At 65.8% G+C, this 15,928-nt stretch carries 14 protein-coding genes and 1 pseudogene; 3 read left to right on the top strand and 12 right to left on the bottom strand.

Annotation, left to right across the window (positions count from 1 at the left end; translation table 11 throughout):
- Positions 1-902: 902 nt before the first annotated feature.
- From P3102_RS18795 to P3102_RS18740, 12 genes and pseudogenes are all read right to left on the bottom strand, one after another.
- Positions 903-2,231 carry an MFS transporter gene (locus P3102_RS18795; protein ID WP_276360418.1) on the bottom strand — a complete coding sequence of 443 codons (1,329 nt, stop codon included), beginning with the start codon at positions 2,229-2,231 and terminating at the stop codon, positions 903-905.
- 156 nt (positions 2,232-2,387) lie between these two features.
- On the bottom strand, positions 2,388-3,212 hold the full coding sequence (locus P3102_RS18790; RefSeq protein ID WP_276371244.1) for a TIGR03084 family metal-binding protein: 825 nt from the start codon (positions 3,210-3,212) through the stop codon (positions 2,388-2,390).
- A gap of 67 nt (positions 3,213-3,279) precedes the next feature.
- Positions 3,280-4,365 (bottom strand): carboxymuconolactone decarboxylase family protein, encoded by a 1,086-nt coding sequence (locus P3102_RS18785; protein WP_276360415.1) that lies wholly within the window; start codon positions 4,363-4,365, stop codon positions 3,280-3,282.
- A gap of 14 nt (positions 4,366-4,379) precedes the next feature.
- Positions 4,380-6,008, bottom strand: coding sequence for an FAD-dependent oxidoreductase (locus P3102_RS18780; RefSeq protein ID WP_276360413.1), 1,629 nt, complete (start codon positions 6,006-6,008; stop codon positions 4,380-4,382).
- Positions 6,005-6,565 (bottom strand): DUF5987 family protein, encoded by a 561-nt coding sequence (locus P3102_RS18775; RefSeq protein ID WP_276360412.1) that lies wholly within the window; start codon positions 6,563-6,565, stop codon positions 6,005-6,007. Before P3102_RS18775 ends, P3102_RS18780 begins: the two co-directional genes overlap by 4 nt.
- Positions 6,566-6,956: 391 nt before the next feature.
- A complete protein-coding gene (locus tag P3102_RS18770; RefSeq protein WP_276360410.1) occupies positions 6,957-7,493 on the bottom strand; it encodes a DUF899 family protein in 537 nt (178 codons plus the stop codon).
- Between the two features lie 12 nt (positions 7,494-7,505).
- Positions 7,506-9,760, bottom strand: a pseudogene (locus P3102_RS18765) (excinuclease ABC subunit UvrA).
- A gap of 85 nt (positions 9,761-9,845) precedes the next feature.
- The gene (locus P3102_RS18760; protein WP_276360409.1) at positions 9,846-10,289 is read right to left on the bottom strand and encodes an enediyne antibiotic chromoprotein; all 444 of its coding nucleotides are present in this window, start codon (positions 10,287-10,289) and stop codon (positions 9,846-9,848) included.
- Between the two features lie 79 nt (positions 10,290-10,368).
- The gene (locus P3102_RS18755; protein WP_276360407.1) at positions 10,369-10,665 is read right to left on the bottom strand and encodes a DUF6235 family protein; all 297 of its coding nucleotides are present in this window, start codon (positions 10,663-10,665) and stop codon (positions 10,369-10,371) included.
- 7 nt (positions 10,666-10,672) lie between these two features.
- Positions 10,673-11,041, bottom strand: a complete 369-nt coding sequence (locus tag P3102_RS18750) for a VOC family protein (protein WP_276360406.1) — start codon at positions 11,039-11,041, stop codon at positions 10,673-10,675.
- Between the two features lie 33 nt (positions 11,042-11,074).
- A complete protein-coding gene (locus tag P3102_RS18745) occupies positions 11,075-12,589 on the bottom strand; it encodes an MFS transporter (RefSeq protein ID WP_276360404.1) in 1,515 nt (504 codons plus the stop codon).
- Positions 12,590-12,605: 16 nt separating this feature from the next.
- On the bottom strand, positions 12,606-13,148 hold the full coding sequence (locus P3102_RS18740; RefSeq protein WP_276360402.1) for a dihydrofolate reductase family protein: 543 nt from the start codon (positions 13,146-13,148) through the stop codon (positions 12,606-12,608).
- Between the two features lie 196 nt (positions 13,149-13,344).
- Here P3102_RS18740 and P3102_RS18735 point away from each other — a divergent pair, with 196 nt between their 5' ends.
- The 3 genes from P3102_RS18735 (at position 13,345) to P3102_RS18725 (ending at position 15,886) form a co-directional block, all read left to right on the top strand.
- Positions 13,345-13,701, top strand: coding sequence for a YciI family protein (locus tag P3102_RS18735; RefSeq protein WP_276360400.1), 357 nt, complete (start codon positions 13,345-13,347; stop codon positions 13,699-13,701).
- Positions 13,698-14,927 carry a DUF6596 domain-containing protein gene (locus tag P3102_RS18730; RefSeq protein WP_276371242.1) on the top strand — a complete coding sequence of 410 codons (1,230 nt, stop codon included), beginning with the start codon at positions 13,698-13,700 and terminating at the stop codon, positions 14,925-14,927. Before P3102_RS18735 ends, P3102_RS18730 begins: the two co-directional genes overlap by 4 nt.
- A gap of 191 nt (positions 14,928-15,118) precedes the next feature.
- Entirely contained in the window at positions 15,119-15,886 is a 768-nt protein-coding gene (locus P3102_RS18725) for a BTAD domain-containing putative transcriptional regulator (RefSeq protein ID WP_276360398.1), read from the top strand.
- Positions 15,887-15,928 lie beyond the last annotated feature (42 nt).

Here is a 15,928-nt window from a genome sequence, read left to right as displayed (position 1 = left end):
GCGGTGCCACGGGAGATAAGCCGTACCAGTGTGGGATTCGACGATCTCCTCGGCGCACACCAGTCATATTTTTTCGGGAAAGGCTGCACGAGGCGCGGGATTCGAACCACCGGTTCCGGATTCTCGACCGGCGGTTGTCGAGCTGGCTCCTGGATGAACCGGAAATACTCAAGTCGCTCGACCGTAGCTGGCGCGATGTCATCACGCGATCCGGTTCACGACAGGTGTCAACCCGCCACCGCTGCCCAGCCCCGCCGTGCTCTGCGGCTACGCCGATCAGTCGCACCTCAATCGTGACTTCTGTCTGTTGATCGGTTCCACCCCGACAGCGTTGCCGCGGCCCGGGGTGCGACCGACCTCTACCTGGGCAGCCTCATCAGCGTGCGCCCCACACCACTGACGGGCACAAGGCTGGAAATGGGATGTCCCTCTGTTTAGCCCGAGCCGCAGCCGGCGGCTTTACCGTCCGCCGTTGCCGGCTCGCTGTACGGGCTAGACAGGCGAACTCCACCGGGTGGTCCTCACCTGCGGGTAACGAAGCTCGTTGTCCTTTCTCCCGTATTCCGGTGAATCCCTATTAAGAAGGTTCACCTTCGCTGGTCTTGTCACCGACGGGATGGCCGTCTCGGGCAAGAGGCGGTTTTAGAGCTGTAGGGCAAAGATGTCCTGTCGGGTGCCAAGTCCGGCGGTGATCAGCGGGGTGAGGGGGACTTTCTCCTCGTCGCACGAGGGGAAAGTCCCCCTCACCCCGGGTCTTGCGGTCTCGTGGGCGGCGGAGCCGCGGAAGCGTTGCGAAAGCCACTTTCGCAACACCCGAGGTCGGCGTGCGGGCGAGCGCCTGAGCACGCCGCCTTTGCCCTACCCCCCAAAAAATAAGTAAGCCACGGCAAGTCCGGAGCACGTCAATCAAGCGCCGATGTGGACTTCTGCAGCAGGCGATACCGGTGACTGGTGTACCAGGCGACCGTGCCGCACAACAGCGCGAGCATCGCGATCGCCACTAACACCTCTGTCAGCGAAGAAACGATAAGCGAGAGCAGCAACGGTCCGGTGAGCCCGCCAAGGCGGTTGAAGAACGACACCGAACCGGCGACACGTACGCGTCGAGCGTCCTCGGCGAAATCTGCCGCGACCGGAAGGAAGACGGCGGCCATGGTGTTGGCCGCAAGCAGGGTGACCGCAAGCACGGCAGCCGACAGCCACGGCACGGCGGCTCCCCAGCCGGATACCGCCAGCGCCACCAGTAACACCGCGGTGCACATGGCCAGACACACGGTCAGGGTCGCCGGACCGAACCTGTTGTAGGCGAACACGAGCAGCACCGCGCACAGCACCATGACCACGGCCGCCCCGGTGAGCAAGGAGTTCGCTGTCGCCAGTGACAGCCCGCCGGCTCTGGACAAGGACGGCACCCAAGTAGTCAGGCCGAATGTCGTCAGCCCGATCGCGAACGCGTACACCCGCTGCAATCGGACGGTGAGCGTGTTTCTGGCCAGCCACGCGGTCGCGAGATCGGGCGCCGCAGAACGACTTCGTTTGGCCTTCGTGCCGGTTCGGCGTTCCGGAACGAAGGCGGTGGCGATCGCCAGCAGCAGCCCAGTAGGGGCCCCGATGAGCCACAGCACGCGCCAGCCGAACACCGGTTCCAGCCACAACGCCGATCCAGCGGCGACGAGATAGCCGATCGCGGTGGCGACGACGGACAGCCCGGTCACGATCGCCCCTCGGCGGCGCCCTGGGAAGAGGTCGCTGAGCACAGTGATCAGCATCGGGGCCAAACCGCCGACCGCCATGCCCATCAGGAAGCACATCACTACGTTGCCGGTGAAATCGGGCATGGTGCCGCACAAACTGGTCGCGGTGAAGCCGAGGGTGGCGACCAAGTAGCAGTTCCGGCGGCCGATCCTCGCGTCGAGGCGGCTGAACAGGAGCGCACCGACGGCCGTGCCGCTGAGGCCGCCGACCGCGAGCAGGGACGCGGTGGACGCCTCGATGCCGTACTCGGTGCGCATCCCAGGGATGACGAAGCCGAGAGTGGACGTCTTACTGATGTCGATGGTCAGCGCCGCGGTGGCGATCACGGCGACCGTGCGCCGCCCGCCGATCCCGGTGCGAGTCGCGGTCGACCGTGGCGGGCGCCTCGACACTGGCCCGAGTATCAGAGCCGCGCCCACAAGCACCAGCAGGCCGGTACCGGCGACGAACATCTCTGGCATCTCCGCCAGCAGCATCCCGGATAGCTTCCGGGTCAGCCGCTGAGTCTGTTGTGGACATCTCGGGCATGTGGAAGGCCCGGACGAAGCCCACTACCGAGGCGAGCACCACCGCACAGACCGCCACCCCGAGCGTGCCGCGCCAGAACGACCGGTGCGCATTGCGCGGCCATGTCATTCGGCTGCTCGCTGACCGGCAACGCCACTCCCGTACGCACCAGTGAACTGGCCAGGGCGCCTGCCTTCGCCCGAGGGGCCTCGGTACGCCTGAGCGACGTCGAGCCATCGATCCGCGTCCTTGCCCACTGCCGTCACCTCGAGGTCGTCCCGATGACGACGACGTGTGGTCAGCAAGCAGAAGTCGACCGCGGAGCCGGTCACCCGTTGGGCGGCGCCCTCCGGGCCGTAACTCCAGAGCGCACCTGACGGCCCCACCAGTTCGAATCGGAACGGTTCTTCCGGCACGGCCAGGCCGCGCAGCTGGAACCCGAAGTCCCGGTTGCGGATGGCGAACTCGACCAGGTGCACGATGCGGTCGGTGTATTCGCGGCGCAGGCCGACCGCGTCCGCGACGTCCTGCCCGTGTGCGAACACCTCCATCACCCCGGCCGCGGCCAGGAACTCCGCCGGCATCGGGCGGACCAGCCAAGGCACGATTCTGTCCAGCGGCCCCGTGTTCAGCGCTTCCGCGCTGGCAAGGCGATAGGCCCGCCAGCGCCGCAGCATCCGCTCCGGCGGGTCCGCGAGGTACTCCGCCAGTGCACGCGCCACATTGGCGTCGAAGTCGTCCCCGAGGCTCGCGGCCATCGCGGTGAACTGATCCGGCGCGGACGCCGACATCGCCGCCATCCTGAACACGGAGGCGAGGTGGGCCACCTGGTGCGCGATCGTCCAGCCAGGTGCTGGCGTCGGGAGCCGCCACTCGCCGGTGGTCAGGCCGGCGAGCAGGTCGTCGAGGTCGTCGCCCTCGGCGAGGAAGTCGGAAAGGACTCGGGGCATCGCCGTCACGGGCGTTTCCTCTCTCTGGATGTGCGTGTTCTCGACACCAAGATCTCAACGTCGCGACTCAGCCCGCGTCCTCAACGCTGTCCTGCGAGGCACCGTCGAGCGCGCTGACACCGCCGGAGGGAAGGTTCAGCAGCCAGGCACCGGCCGTACGCGCCGCGGTGAAAGCGGCCCACGCAGTCAGCTCCACCAAAGCCGTCTCGTCCCCACCTGCCTCTCGGAACTGCCCGACGACCTGATCGTCGATCCGATAGGGGGCCAGTGCCACCAGCCACGCGAGTCGGCCCGCGGCCCGGTCTTGCTCGGGAAGTCCCGCCAGCGCCTCGTCCAAGCGGCCGCCGTCGGGCCCGAGTGGGTGACCATCCCAATCGCGGAGCCGATTCACGACGAGCTCGCGTACCCGCGGTGGTACCGACCGGGCGCCCGCCTCTTCAAACACGGCGGAGGCACGCGCGAACGCGTCGGCGATCGCCGGATTGGGCTCCGCCCAGACGAGGTCGTCAGGCAGTTCGGCCGGTGGCAGCAATGCGGTGGATCGCCCCGGCGGATGTGGCGCGACAGCCGGTCTCCTTAACGCTTGTCCCAGCGCCCGCAGCGCACCCTTCCGTATGACGATGGGCACCACTGAGGGCAGCGGTGACGCTTCCAGTAGCACGTTCACCATCCGGTTGAGATACTGGAAGGTCACCGCCACGCCGATGAGCTCCGGCGCCTGCCTGGCGGTGAACGGCGGTCCGGCGGAACGAGCGGTGTCTTGCCGGACACTCGCCCGTGCCCAGCTCGCAGCCGCGTCCCGGCTGGTATCGTCTCTGTTACCGGTCAGCGCGCCAAGCACCGCGTCATGTACTTCTACGCAGTATGGGCAGGAGTTCGCAGCCGACACCTCGGTCGCGATCACCTCCTTGACCGCGCGCGGCACCGCCCCGGTGACGACCAACGTCTCCCGCAACATCGTCCACACCACGGAGAGCACCGGTGGCGACTGCGAGTGCAGCGCCACCGGCGGCGCAAACGCGCCGAACTCGCGTTTCATCTGACGACGTATCGCCTCGAGCCGGTCCGGCGTCAGCCGACCACCGGGTCGGCTGACGTGGTGGAACCGCTGCGGAGCCAGGCGAAGCGCGGTTCGCAGCAGCCGGTCGAGCACAGAGTCCGCCCGGCTCACCGGAAAGAACCCGCCGGGGTGGAGGTCGCGGTGGGGACCGGCGCGCCCGCGCTCACCGGGATGTTCCGTTCCCGCGCCGCCTGGATTATTCCCGGCATGGCGCGCTCGGCGAGCGCGGAGATGGTCAGCGCCGGATTGACGGTCAGCGCGCCTGGCACGGCCGAGCCATCAGTGACGAAAATTCCGGGGTGACCGCGAAGTTCGTGCCCGGGTGTCAGCGCCGAGGTACGCGGGTCATCCCCGATCCGACAGGAGGCGAGCGGATGCACCGTGTACGCGCCGACGAGGTCGTTCGTCCACGGCGCAACCTTCGCCAGCCCGTCCAGCTCGAGGATCCGCTTCACCTCCGCGTCGGATTCCGCCCAGGCTCGCCGCGTGTTGGCGGTCGGCCGATAGGACAAGGTGCCGCGACCGAGCATCTGCTGTGAGATGCGGTAAGCGTTGCCGGTGGGCGGTGGTGGCCCGAAGATCCCCTCGTTGTCATCCTCGATCATCGAAAAGATGATCAGCCATGACTTCCACCGCCGCAGCATCTCCTTCTTCTCCACCCCGAACCAGCCCGGCTCGGGCTTTCCCGGCACCTGCGCCAAAACGGTGCCAAGCCCTGGCGGAAAGTACAGCTGCTCCAGCGAGTACCGCGAGTACTCCGGCAGGGAGCCGTCAAGGTGGTCCCAGTTGGCGACCACCGGACCCTTGCCGATCTGATTCGCCTCGTAAGCCCTCCCGTCACCGCGATCGAGTCCGAGGACGTCGCGCACCCGCTCTTCGTCGATGACAGCCGTGTTGAGCCGCTCCCCATTCCCGGAGAAGTAGCGACCGACCGCTTCGGGCATCCCACCCAGTGCCACCGCCGATCGCTGCAGGATCACCGGGGTCGCACCGGCGCCCGCGGCCAGGATGACGATCTTCGCGTCGATGGTTCCGGAGCCGGTGTGCACCCGGTAGTCCTCGTCGTCGATGACGTCGTAATGGATTCGGTAGTCGCCATTTTCCTTTCTGGCAATGTGCTCGACCTCGTGCAGCGGCCGGATCTCGGCACCGTGCGCCAGCGCGCCGGGGAGGTAGTTGAACAGCAGTGAGCGTTTGGCGTCGAAACGGCAGCCGGACATCATCCAGTTGCAGTTGGTGCACTGGGTGTTGTCGACGCCGACCGGCACCGGGTTCGCGGTACCTCCCGCATGGTCGCAGGCAGCGGCCCACAGACCGCCTGCGTACGAGACGTCGTCCCATCCCTGCTGGGACACCGGGATGGATTCGGCGACCCGGTCATACCACGGCTCCAAGGTTTCGCGGCTGATCGCGGACGGCCACATGCGACGGCCGATACTGCCCCGCCGCTCGAAGACGAACCGCGGAGCGCGCGGCAGGGCCGCGAAATAAACGACGCTGCCGCCGCCGACGCAGTTCCCGCCGAGAACGCTCATACCGTCGCCCGCGACGAAATCGAAGACCCTGGTGTAGCTCGAGCCGAGAAGGTAATCGTGGTCGAAGTCCTTGCCGGTCAGCCACGGACCGCGTTCGAGGACGACCACGCGGGCACCGCCGGCGGCCAAGTGGTATGCCGCGATCGCTCCGCCGAACCCACTGCCGACGACGACCACGTCGGTGCTTTCGACGACGCTCATGCCGGGCTCCCGGAAGGGGTGGTGTCCGGATGACGGCGCGCCAGTCGCCTACCGTAGGAAAAGCGGGGAAATCGCCATAATCCATCGGAATCCGGCGGTGCGAAACCCAGTGTCGTCAGCCCGGGATGCCCGGATTCCAGGGCCTCGACGGTGTGCAGGTGCGGAGCGGTGTCGAAAGCCATATTGCTGAACAGGGCGAGAAGTACCCATCCGTCCTTCTCCGCGTGGTCGGGTGCGGTCAGCTCGAAGACCAGGTTGGTGCGGTGCGAGAAGGGAAGGGCAACGAAAGGCGGCAGCGCCCCGCCGAACCGCAGGCCATGTTTCCTGGAGTAGGCAGTGGCGTGCTCGTTCAGCCGGTCGGCGAAGCCCGCCAGTCCCGCGGCGAGTCCCGGCGCACGCATTTCCAGCACCTCGATAGCTCCGGACGCGACCGCGCCGGGACCGGTCGTGGCGCCCGCGATGGCATGATCGTCCGATCCTCGTTTCTCCCCAGGAATGATCGTGTCCGCGAAAGCTTCCAGCGTCATGGTCATGCGATCGCCGTCACCGGTTGGCATAGCAACTCCTTGTCTGCCCTGACAGCGAGTCCGTCGTGGACGGTCGCACCGCCGGGCGGAACGGTTCGGAACCTGCTCGGATCAGGACATCACGACGGGCGGTGCCGGACGTCTTCCGACCTGTCCTGCGAGCGGCGCCGGGCGAGAGCGGGCAGCTTCAAAGACTGTCCATATCGGACTCGCCCGTGTTCTTGGCGCGGAAACGAAAAGACCCGGCCCTCTGGGGAAGGGCCGGGTCATTCCGGGAATGCTTCAGGAATCGCTCAGCTCAGGGCGCCAGTCGGTACCGCGCCCCGGGGGATGAGGTCGAGCATATTCCACAGCACTCCGAGCGTATCCAGCGCTCTGAAGTCTTGACCGGGTTCCGGAGGGACGTAAAACATCTCGGATCTCAGAAATGCCGTACCTCGGACCCGGTGCGGCGAAAGACATTCATCATCGAGGTGTCGTTGCCATCCGGGGTCTGCCCGAAGTAGTCACGATTGTAATCGTTGCCCGAGGTGGACAGCAAGCGCAAGTGGCGCCATCCGCGCTGGCTCGCGAACCCCCGAAGCCGGGATACGCTCGATCCGGCGACGACGACGAAAGCCATCCGCTCCGCCAGGTGTCCGGCAGCACCCTCCAAACCATCGAGTAGCGAGGTACACATCGGGCAGGCCCCGTCCCGCTCCTCGCCGAACATGAAGCTGTAGATGGCGAGGCTTTCCTTGCCCGCAGAGAACAACTCGGACATCCAGACCTCGGCCGGGGCACCGTCGCTCTCCGCCTGCTGGAAGACGTAGTCTTCCGGGACCACACCACCCGGAGGCAGCCGCCGCCGCGCCTCGGCGACTGCCTCGGTCAACCGGCGGAGTTCGATCTCCCGCGCCAGCAGCTCGTCACGGGCCTTGCGGTACACCGGAGTCTCGCCGGGGAAGGCGACGGACATGAGTCGTCCTCCTTACTTCCGCAGTTCGCGGAGGTATCGCGCGGTCAGTGATTCCTTGTTCCGGATGAGCTTCGCCGGTGTGCCCTCGAAAACAACACGTCCACCGTCGTGTCCGGCGCCGGGGCCGAGGTCGATGACCCAGTCGGACCGCGCGATGACCTCCAGGTTGTGCTCGATCACGATCACCGTGCTGCCGTCGTCCACGAGCCGGTCCAGCAGTCCGATGAGATTGTCGACGTCGTCCATGTGGAGCCCCGTGGTCGGCTCGTCGAGCACGTAGATCTGCGCTGTCCTGCCGAGCTCACTGGCGAGTTTGAGGCGTTGGCGCTCGCCACCGGACAGCGTGCTGAGCGGCTGCCACAGTGCCATGTAGCCGAGTCCCACTTCCGCGAGCGCCTCAAGGGTGCGCAGGACCGGTTTCTCGGTGAAGAAGTCGAGGGCTTCGACGACGGAGAGCCCCAGCACCTCACTGATGTCACGGCCGCGCAGCTTGTACTTGAGGACCTCGTCGGTGAAGCGCCTGCCCTCGCAGGTCTCGCAGACAGTGACGACGGGGTCGAGCTGGGCAAGATCCGTGTAGATGTGGCCGAGCCCCTGGCAATCCGGACAGGCGCCCTCGGAGTTGGCGCTGAACAGTGCCGCGTTCACCTTGCCGGCCGAGGCGAAAGCCTTGCGGATCGGGTCCAGCATTCCGGTGTTAGGTGGCGGGGTTGGACCGCTTCGATCCCTTTGCCACGTTCTGGTCAATGATCGTCGCGTCCGGGTAGCTCTTCGGCAGGCAGCCGTGGACGAGCGAACTCCTACCGGATCCCGCCACACCGGTGACCACGGTCAGCACGCCCTCGGGGATTTCGACGGTCACGTCCCGCAGGTTGTGCAACGAGGCGTTCTCGATAACCAGCTTCCCGGTGGCCTTCCGCAGGCTCGCCTTCACGGCGGCGTGCCTGTCGAGGTGGTCACCGGTCAACGTGCCGGAAGCGCCCAGCGACGCGAAGTCGCCTTCGAAGACGACCTCGCCACCGTTGCGGCCCGCGCCAGGGCCCATGTCGACGATGTGGTCCGCGATGGCCATGATCTCCGGCTTGTGCTCGACCACCAGCACGGTGTTGCCCTTGTCGCGCAGGCGGCGGAGCAGTTCGTTCAGCCGGTGCACGTCGTACGGGTGCAGGCCGACGCTGGGCTCGTCGAAGATGTAGGTCATGTCCGTCAGGCTGGATCCGAGGTGGTGTACCATCTTGACCCTCTGCGACTCGCCACCGGAGAGCGTGGAACTCTGCCGGTCGAGGCTGAGGTAGCCGAGCCCGATGTGCTCCAGGCTTTCCAGCCTCTCGCCGAGCGCCGTGACAAGCGGGGCGACCGTGGCCTTCTTGATACCGCGGACGAACGCCGCCAGATCCGAGACCTCCATCGCGGCGCAGTCCGCGATGTTCTTTCCCTTGATCTTGGTGCCCAGCGCCTCCTGGCTCAGCCGGGTACCACCGCAGAGGGAACAGGGCTGGGAGGTGACCACCTTTTCGTAGGCGTCCCGCAGATGTGGTTGCAGCTCTACGGGTCCCTTGGACATGTAGTTCTTCTTGAAACGGGGTAGCAAACCCTCATAGGTCGCTTTGAAGGTCTTACTGGCGTAGACGATCTCGATCTTGGTGTCACCGAGGTGGACCAGCTTGTGCCATTCGTCCTCGGTGAAGTCCCGCAGCTTTTGTCGTTGTCGAAGAAGCCCGAGTTGACCATCAGCCCCCAGAAGCGCGAATCGACCGCGAAGGTCGGGAACCGGATGGGGCCCTCGTTGATCGACTTGTCCCGGTCCACCAGCGCGTCGAGGTCCACCGCGGAAACCCGGCCGATGCCCTCGCATTCGACGCACATCCCCTGGGGGTCGTTGAAGGAGAACGCCCGCACGCTGACCGGTCCGCCGCTTCCACAGCGGGCGAAGATCTGCCGGAGCAGGGCATAGCTGTCGGTCGCGGTGCCGACCGTGGAACGCGAGTTACCGCCGAACCGCTTCTGGTCGATGATGATCGCCGCGGACAGGTTGTCCACCGAATCGGATTCAGGACGGCCGTAGTGCGGCAGTAACGACTGGACGAACAGCGGAAAGGTTCGTTGATGAGCCGCTGGGACTCCGCGGCGATGGTCCCGAAGACCAGCGATGACTTTCCTGATCCCGAGACTCCGGTGAACACCGTGATCTTGCGCTTGGGTATATTCAGCGACACGCTTTTGAGATTGTTCTCACGCGCACCGCGAATCTCGATGTCCCCGTAAATGTCCTTGCTCCGTCCATACCCTGAGTCACGATTGTTGGTGGGTGGTGGCCCTGAGGAAAGCCCCAGGGTCACCACCTTCTAGCTATTACGAGAAGAAGACCTGCTGCCCGCCGGACTGCGCCTGCGAGTCGCGGACGCCGATGAAGCAGACCGCGGTGCCGCAGTCCACACTCCCGGCAGGCGTGCCATCCGGCAGCGCGCTGTCGAAGTTCTTCTTCACGGTGTAGGTGGTGCTACCGGAACCGCTGGCGTCCGTCGAGAACGTCAGCGGCGGCACCTCCTTGCACGCTCCCGAGTTGTTCGCCGCGGGCGTGCACTCCGAAATAGTCAACGTGGTGTTCGCCGCGAAGCCGCTCGCGGTGACAGTGACGGACTGGCCGTCACTGAGCCCCGTTGCCGGCGACACGGTAACGACCGGCTCCGCCGGCGCAAGGGGCGAGGCCGCGGCGACCGACGTCGCCAGCGGAAGCATGGAAAGCCCCAGAACCGCGGCGAGACCGATCTTCGCTCGTACCCTCGACATGGTCATGAAAACTCCGCTCTCACGATTTCTGAATAGGATTTCGGGCGGTCAATCGGCGCCTAAATCGCACCGCCCGCTATTCACGTTACAAATCACCGTAAGATTTGTCAATTGTCTCTTTATCTGGCGCACCGACATAGCGGATTTCAAATGACGCACCCGCGCTGTGAATGGCAATTCTCAAGACAAGGTGTCGCCGCACGACGACCACGACATCGCTGAAATCCTGGGGACCGCCCAAGACGTCGCGCGCGACGGATACGGACCCGTCGCCAATGGCGAAAAGGGTCTCGTAAACGACATTGCGCTCGGCCTGGGTCGCACCTACGGCCCAGTCTTCAAGCACGTCGAGGCCCGCCGTGAGCCGGAGGCCCACCCCCATCCCGCCGTCAGTTCTCCTGGACGACCGACAGGATGTTCCCGGCGGGATCGCGGAACCAGGCGATCAGTGGCCCACCGAGCCGGAAGACACCCTTGTCGTCGACGCCGTCGAAAGGTTCGAGCTTGATACCGGCCGCGGTGAGCTTCTCCACCGCGTCCTCGATGTCGTCGACCGGGAAGTTGAGAATCGTGTACTCGGCGGGCTTGTGCTTGTCACCCTTCGGATAGACGAGCACTGCGCGTCCCTCGGCGAGACGGAGCCGAAGCATCCCCCATTCCTCGGTGACGGGAATCCCCAGCTTCTCGCCGTAGAATTTCTGGGCCGCCGAGGTGTCGTCCACCGAGAATCCGCTGAAAGTCCTGGTCGTGTCGAACATGGTTTACTCCTTTTTCTCTCAAGAGGGGAATGGTCAGGCGGCGGCGGGGCTTTCCTTGGGCGCCCCCCACTCCGCCGCCTTCGGGTTGCCGAGCAAGACGAGTACCAGCCCGGCGGAGACCACCATGAAGGCCGCGCCGAACCAGAAGGAGAGCGCGAGCCCGCTCGCGCTGGCCACGGCGGGATCCGCCCCGGAGCGCAACTCGTCGGTGGCATGGGTGAGCGCGAGCGCGACCAGACAGGCGATACCGACGGCCGCGCCGATCTGCTGCATGACGTTCTGCACGGCTGAGGCGAGGCTGGAGTTCTGCTCGTCCACCTCGTGCAGCGCGGCACTGGTCGACGCCGGGATGGCCACCCCCGTGAACATACCGAGGATGATCATGCCCGGCAGCACACCGCCGGCGTAGCTGGAGCCGACGTCGAGCATGCCGGTCAGGAACAGTCCCACCGCGGAGCCGATGAACCCGATGGTCAGGGTCACCCGGACACCGAGGCGCGGCATCAGCGCGTTGTTGAGCCCGATGCCGAGCCCGATCGCCACGCCGAACGGCAGATAGGACAATCCGGCGGTGAGCGGGCTGTAGTGCAGCACCTGCTGCTCGAACAGGGTCAGCAGATAGGAATAGGTGAAGAAGCCCCCGGTGCTGACCAGGGTGCCGACGTTCGCCACCAACCGGGTGCGGTTGCCGAAGAAGCTCAGCGGGATCAGCGGCGCGGACGAACGCGCCTCGATCGCCACCATCGCGCCGAGCAGCGCCAGCCCGCCGAGAAGGGGAAGTAACACCTGCCACGAGGCCCACGAATGCGAAACGACCTGCAGGAGGCCGTAGACGGCACCGCCGAGGCCCAGCGTGCCCACGATCGCCCCGCTGAAGTCCAGCCGGACGTGTTCGCGGGTCATCCGGCTCTCAGAGGTCAGCATGGGCACCAGCACGAGAGCGACCACGGCGACCGGCAGGTTGATGAAGAAGATCCAGCGCCAGGACACGAGGTCCACCAGCGCACCGGAGATCACCGAACCGGTGACGCCGCCGAGCCCGGCCAGGCCGCCCCAGATGCCGAACGCCTTACCCCGTTCCTTGGCATCGGTGAACATCAACGCGATCAGCCCGAGCGCCGCCGGAGCGGTGAGCGCCTCGCCGACCCCCTGCACCACCCGGCCGGCGATCATCGTCGCCGGGTTCGTCGCGGCACCGCAGGCGATCGAGCCCGCCGCGAAGACCACGACGCCGATCAAGAACAGGCGCCGTCGCCCGAAGACGTCGGCCAGCCGTCCGCCGAGCAGCAACAGGCCACCCGCCATGACGACGTAGCCGTTGACCACCCAGGCCAGTCCCGCGCCGGAAAAGCCGAGGTTGTCCTGGATACGCGGCAGCGCGATGTTCACGACGGTGACGTCCAGGATGAGCATGAACTGAACGAGGCCGAGTACGGCCAGGATGCGCCACCGCCGCGGGTCCGCTGGGGCGGCGGCTTCGGGGGGAAGCCCGGGGCCGTCCGGTTCCGAGGTCGCGGTCAGCCCCTTCTCGTTCGACTCAGTGGACAACGGTCTTCCTCCTCGATCAGGCTTGCTTCGGGCGATAGGTCACCGAGATGACGCCGTTCTCGAACGTCTTGCTCGCGACGAGTTCGAGGTCGGCCCGTTCGGACTTGGCCTCGAACAGCCGGGCACCGGACCCGAGCACGATCGGGTGAATCATCAGGCTGAGTTCGTCCAGCAGACCGGCGAGCACCAGCGAACGCACCAGCTGCGGGCTGCCGGGGATCTTGATGTTCTTCCCCGGCAGTGCTTTGAGCTTGGCCAGCTCATCGGTGAGATCGGCACCGAGCAGGGTGGACCCGCTCCAGTCCAGCGACGTCAGGGTGCTCGACACGACGTACTTTGGCGTGTTGTTCATGAACGCGGCCATCGGGAACGTCTCGCCCATACCCGGCCACATCCGGGCGAACTCCACGTAGGTGTTCCGCCCCAACAGGATGGCGTCGGACTCGGCGATACCGGTTTGGATCACCTCCTCCATCTCGGCGTTCGACATCATCCAGTTCGGGGGCGAGTCGATCACCCCGTCCAGCGAGATGGCCAGGCCGGCCACGATCTTCCGCACCAATAGCTCCTTTTCCGCAGCCTGGCCGGGCAACTGGTGCCCGAGCAGGCTTGTCTGCCGAACTGCTTCGCGAGGAGGCCCCTGTGGGCTCCTACACTGGGGACGTCGAAGCTGAGATCCAGAAGGCGACACTTGTGGCGAAAAATTCTCCGAAGAACATCGAGGGCGAGGCGGAACCTGCGTGAGGTACCTGATCATGATCCACAGCAATCCGACATTCCGGGATATCTGGGAGGATTTGCCGAACGACAAGCGCATGGAGTTCGGCCGGGCCCACATGACACTGAACACGTCGCTGGACGAGTCCGGTGAACTCATCCTCAGCGAGGGCCTCGCCGATCCGTCCCTCGCCAAATGCGTGACCGTGCAGAACGGCAAGACCGTGACCAGTGACGGCCCGTTCGCCGAGGTCAAGGAGCACCTGGTCGGTTTTTACCTGATCGAGTGTGACACCATCGAGCGGGCGCTCGAGCACGCAGCCCGGGTACCGGACGCGCAGTACGGCAAGATCGAAGTGCGGCCGATCCAGAACGTGAAGGCGATGGATTTCTGAGCACGACACAGGGTGTCGAGCACCTGCTGCGCGATCTCACGCCGCAGGTGCTCAATGCCGTGTGCCGCCGGTTCGGCGACTTCGCCCTCTGCGAGGACGCCGTCCAGGAGGCCCTGCTCGCCGCCGCGCTCCAGTGGCCGGAGAAGGGGCTGCCGGACAATCCGAAGAACTGGCTGATCACCGCCGCGGCCCGACGGCGGATCGACCTTCAACGGAACGAGCTGGCCCGCCAGCAGCGAGAGAACACAGCCGCTTTGCTGGCGCTGACGCAGCCCGAGCCGGTCCCGGCCGTCGATGACACGCTCACGCTGCTCATGCTCTGCTGTCATCCCGAACTCACCAAAGCCTCCCAGCTCGCGCTGACGCTGCGAGCCGTCGGCGGCCTCACCACCGCCGAGACCGCCAGGGCGTTCTTCGTCCCGGAAAAGACCGTGAGCCAGCGCATCAACCGGGCGAAGAAGCGCATCAGCGCCAGCGGCACCCAGTTCCGGATGCCTCCGCCAGAGGAACAGGCGGAGCGGCTGACAGCGGTACTGCAGGTGCTTTACCTCATCTTCAACGAGGGTTATACGGCCAGCTCCGGAACCGCACTCAACCGCGTGGAACTCACCACCGAAGCCATCCGGCTCACCCGCCAGCTGCACGAGCAGGTTCCGGACGAAGGCGAAGTCTCCGGTCTGCTGGCGCTCATGCTGCTCACCGATGCCCGCCGCCCCGCTCGCACCCGATCCGACGGGAGCGTCGTACCGCTCGCCGACCAGGATCGCACCCGGTGGGACGCCAAGGCGATCGCCGAGGGGATCGAGCTGATCAGCAAGACCTTGACCAGTGCGCCGCTCGGCCCCTACCAGCTGCAGGCCGCGATCGCCGCCGTGCACGATGAGGCGAAACTGCCCGAGGACACCGACTGGCCGCAGATCCTCGGCCTCTACGATCTCCTCGTCGGCATCGCACCTGGTCCGATGGTGACGCTCAACCGGATCGTCGCCGTGGCGATGGTCCACGGCCCGGACGCCGGGCTGCGACGGCTCGACGAGGTCGCCGGTGACGCCGCCCTCGAAGGGCACTATCGAGTCGACGCCGTTCGCGCACACCTGCTGGACATGGCGGGCGATCACGAGCGGGCACGCTCCTACTACCAGTCGGCCGCACGGCTCACCCTCAGTGTGCCGGAACAGCGCTACCTCGAATCGCGCGCCACGCCAAGGGATTCAACCTCGGAATAGGTGTCACGGAGATCGCCGCACTCGTCGAGCGGGCAGCTCCGGAGACGCAACTAACCCTTTCGGCTGGATACGGTTGTGCGGTCGGTTGACGCCCGCGCGGAATCCGTTACTGATCGAAATCCGGGGAGATGGGCAGTTTGCGAGTCAAGATATTGGGACCGCTTTCGGTTTGCCGTGCCGAGGTGACGGCTGTGCCCACTGCCAGGAAGCCGCGCAAAGTGCTTTCCCTGTTGTTGCTCAACGAAAATCGCACGGTCGCAACTTCCACGTTGATTTCGGAGTTGTGGGGCGAGAATCCGCCGAAGAGCGGCCAGACCTTGGTGCAGACCTACATTCTGCACCTCCGCCAGCTGTTCGCCCGCGCGTTCGGTCTCAGCTCCGCGGAGGTAGCCAAGGAACTCCTGCAGACGCGAAATGGCGGGTACGCCTTTGTGCTCGGCAAGGGCGAATTGGACCTGCACGAATATCGTCGCTGGCAGGCTGACGGCGACCAGGCGCTGGTCGCCGGGGACGACGGTGCGGCGGTCGCCGCCTACCGGCGCGCTCTGGCGGAATGGCAGGGCTCTGCGCTACTGGACGTCGAACACGGCCATCTGATAGCGGCACAGGTCGTCGGACTCGAACAGTCGAGGCTTACCGTGACCGAACGGAAGATCGAGGCGGAACTGCGCCTCGGCCGTCACCATGACACGCTTTCCGAACTGGCGGCGTTGGTGCTGACGCATCCGTTTCACGAAGGATTGCACGCGCATTTCATGCTGGCGCTCTATCGCTCCGGGAACCGCAATCGGGCACTGGAGATCTTCGGTCACCTGCGTACCTCACTGGTTTCCGAACTCGGGATCGAGCCTGCCCCAAAACTGCAACGCCTGCACCGGGCGATCCTCACCGCCGAGCCCGGACTGGACCCACCGGGAACAGGTCCGGAAGCCGTGGACCGCCTGCGATTCACGGGCTGATCGTCACATTCTCCGTTGCCCGTACCCAACCTGTGAAGGAGA

This window comes from Amycolatopsis sp. QT-25 (genome assembly GCF_029369745.1).
Lineage (GTDB): Bacteria > Actinomycetota > Actinomycetes > Mycobacteriales > Pseudonocardiaceae > Amycolatopsis.
The sequence above is the reverse complement of the archived record's forward strand: the minus strand, read 5'-3'. Positions and strand labels throughout refer to the sequence as shown.

Excerpts from the sequence above, each read along its gene's own strand:
- P3102_RS18735 (WP_276360400.1), top strand. The coding sequence starts at position 13,345 with ATGATCCACAGCAATCCGACATTCCGGGATATCTGGGAGGATTTGCCG.
- P3102_RS18780 (WP_276360413.1), bottom strand. The coding sequence starts at position 6,008 with ATGAGCGTCGTCGAAAGCACCGACGTGGTCGTCGTCGGCAGTGGGTTC.
- P3102_RS18795 (WP_276360418.1), bottom strand. The coding sequence starts at position 2,231 with ATGCTGCTGGCGGAGATGCCAGAGATGTTCGTCGCCGGTACCGGCCTG.
- P3102_RS18770 (WP_276360410.1), bottom strand. The coding sequence starts at position 7,493 with ATGTCCGTCGCCTTCCCCGGCGAGACTCCGGTGTACCGCAAGGCCCGT.
- P3102_RS18790 (WP_276371244.1), bottom strand. The coding sequence starts at position 3,212 with ATGCCCCGAGTCCTTTCCGACTTCCTCGCCGAGGGCGACGACCTCGAC.
- P3102_RS18760 (WP_276360409.1), bottom strand. The coding sequence starts at position 10,289 with ATGACCATGTCGAGGGTACGAGCGAAGATCGGTCTCGCCGCGGTTCTG.
- P3102_RS18755 (WP_276360407.1), bottom strand. The coding sequence starts at position 10,665 with ATGGGGGTGGGCCTCCGGCTCACGGCGGGCCTCGACGTGCTTGAAGAC.
- P3102_RS18775 (WP_276360412.1), bottom strand. The coding sequence starts at position 6,565 with ATGCCAACCGGTGACGGCGATCGCATGACCATGACGCTGGAAGCTTTC.
- P3102_RS18750 (WP_276360406.1), bottom strand. The coding sequence starts at position 11,041 with ATGTTCGACACGACCAGGACTTTCAGCGGATTCTCGGTGGACGACACC.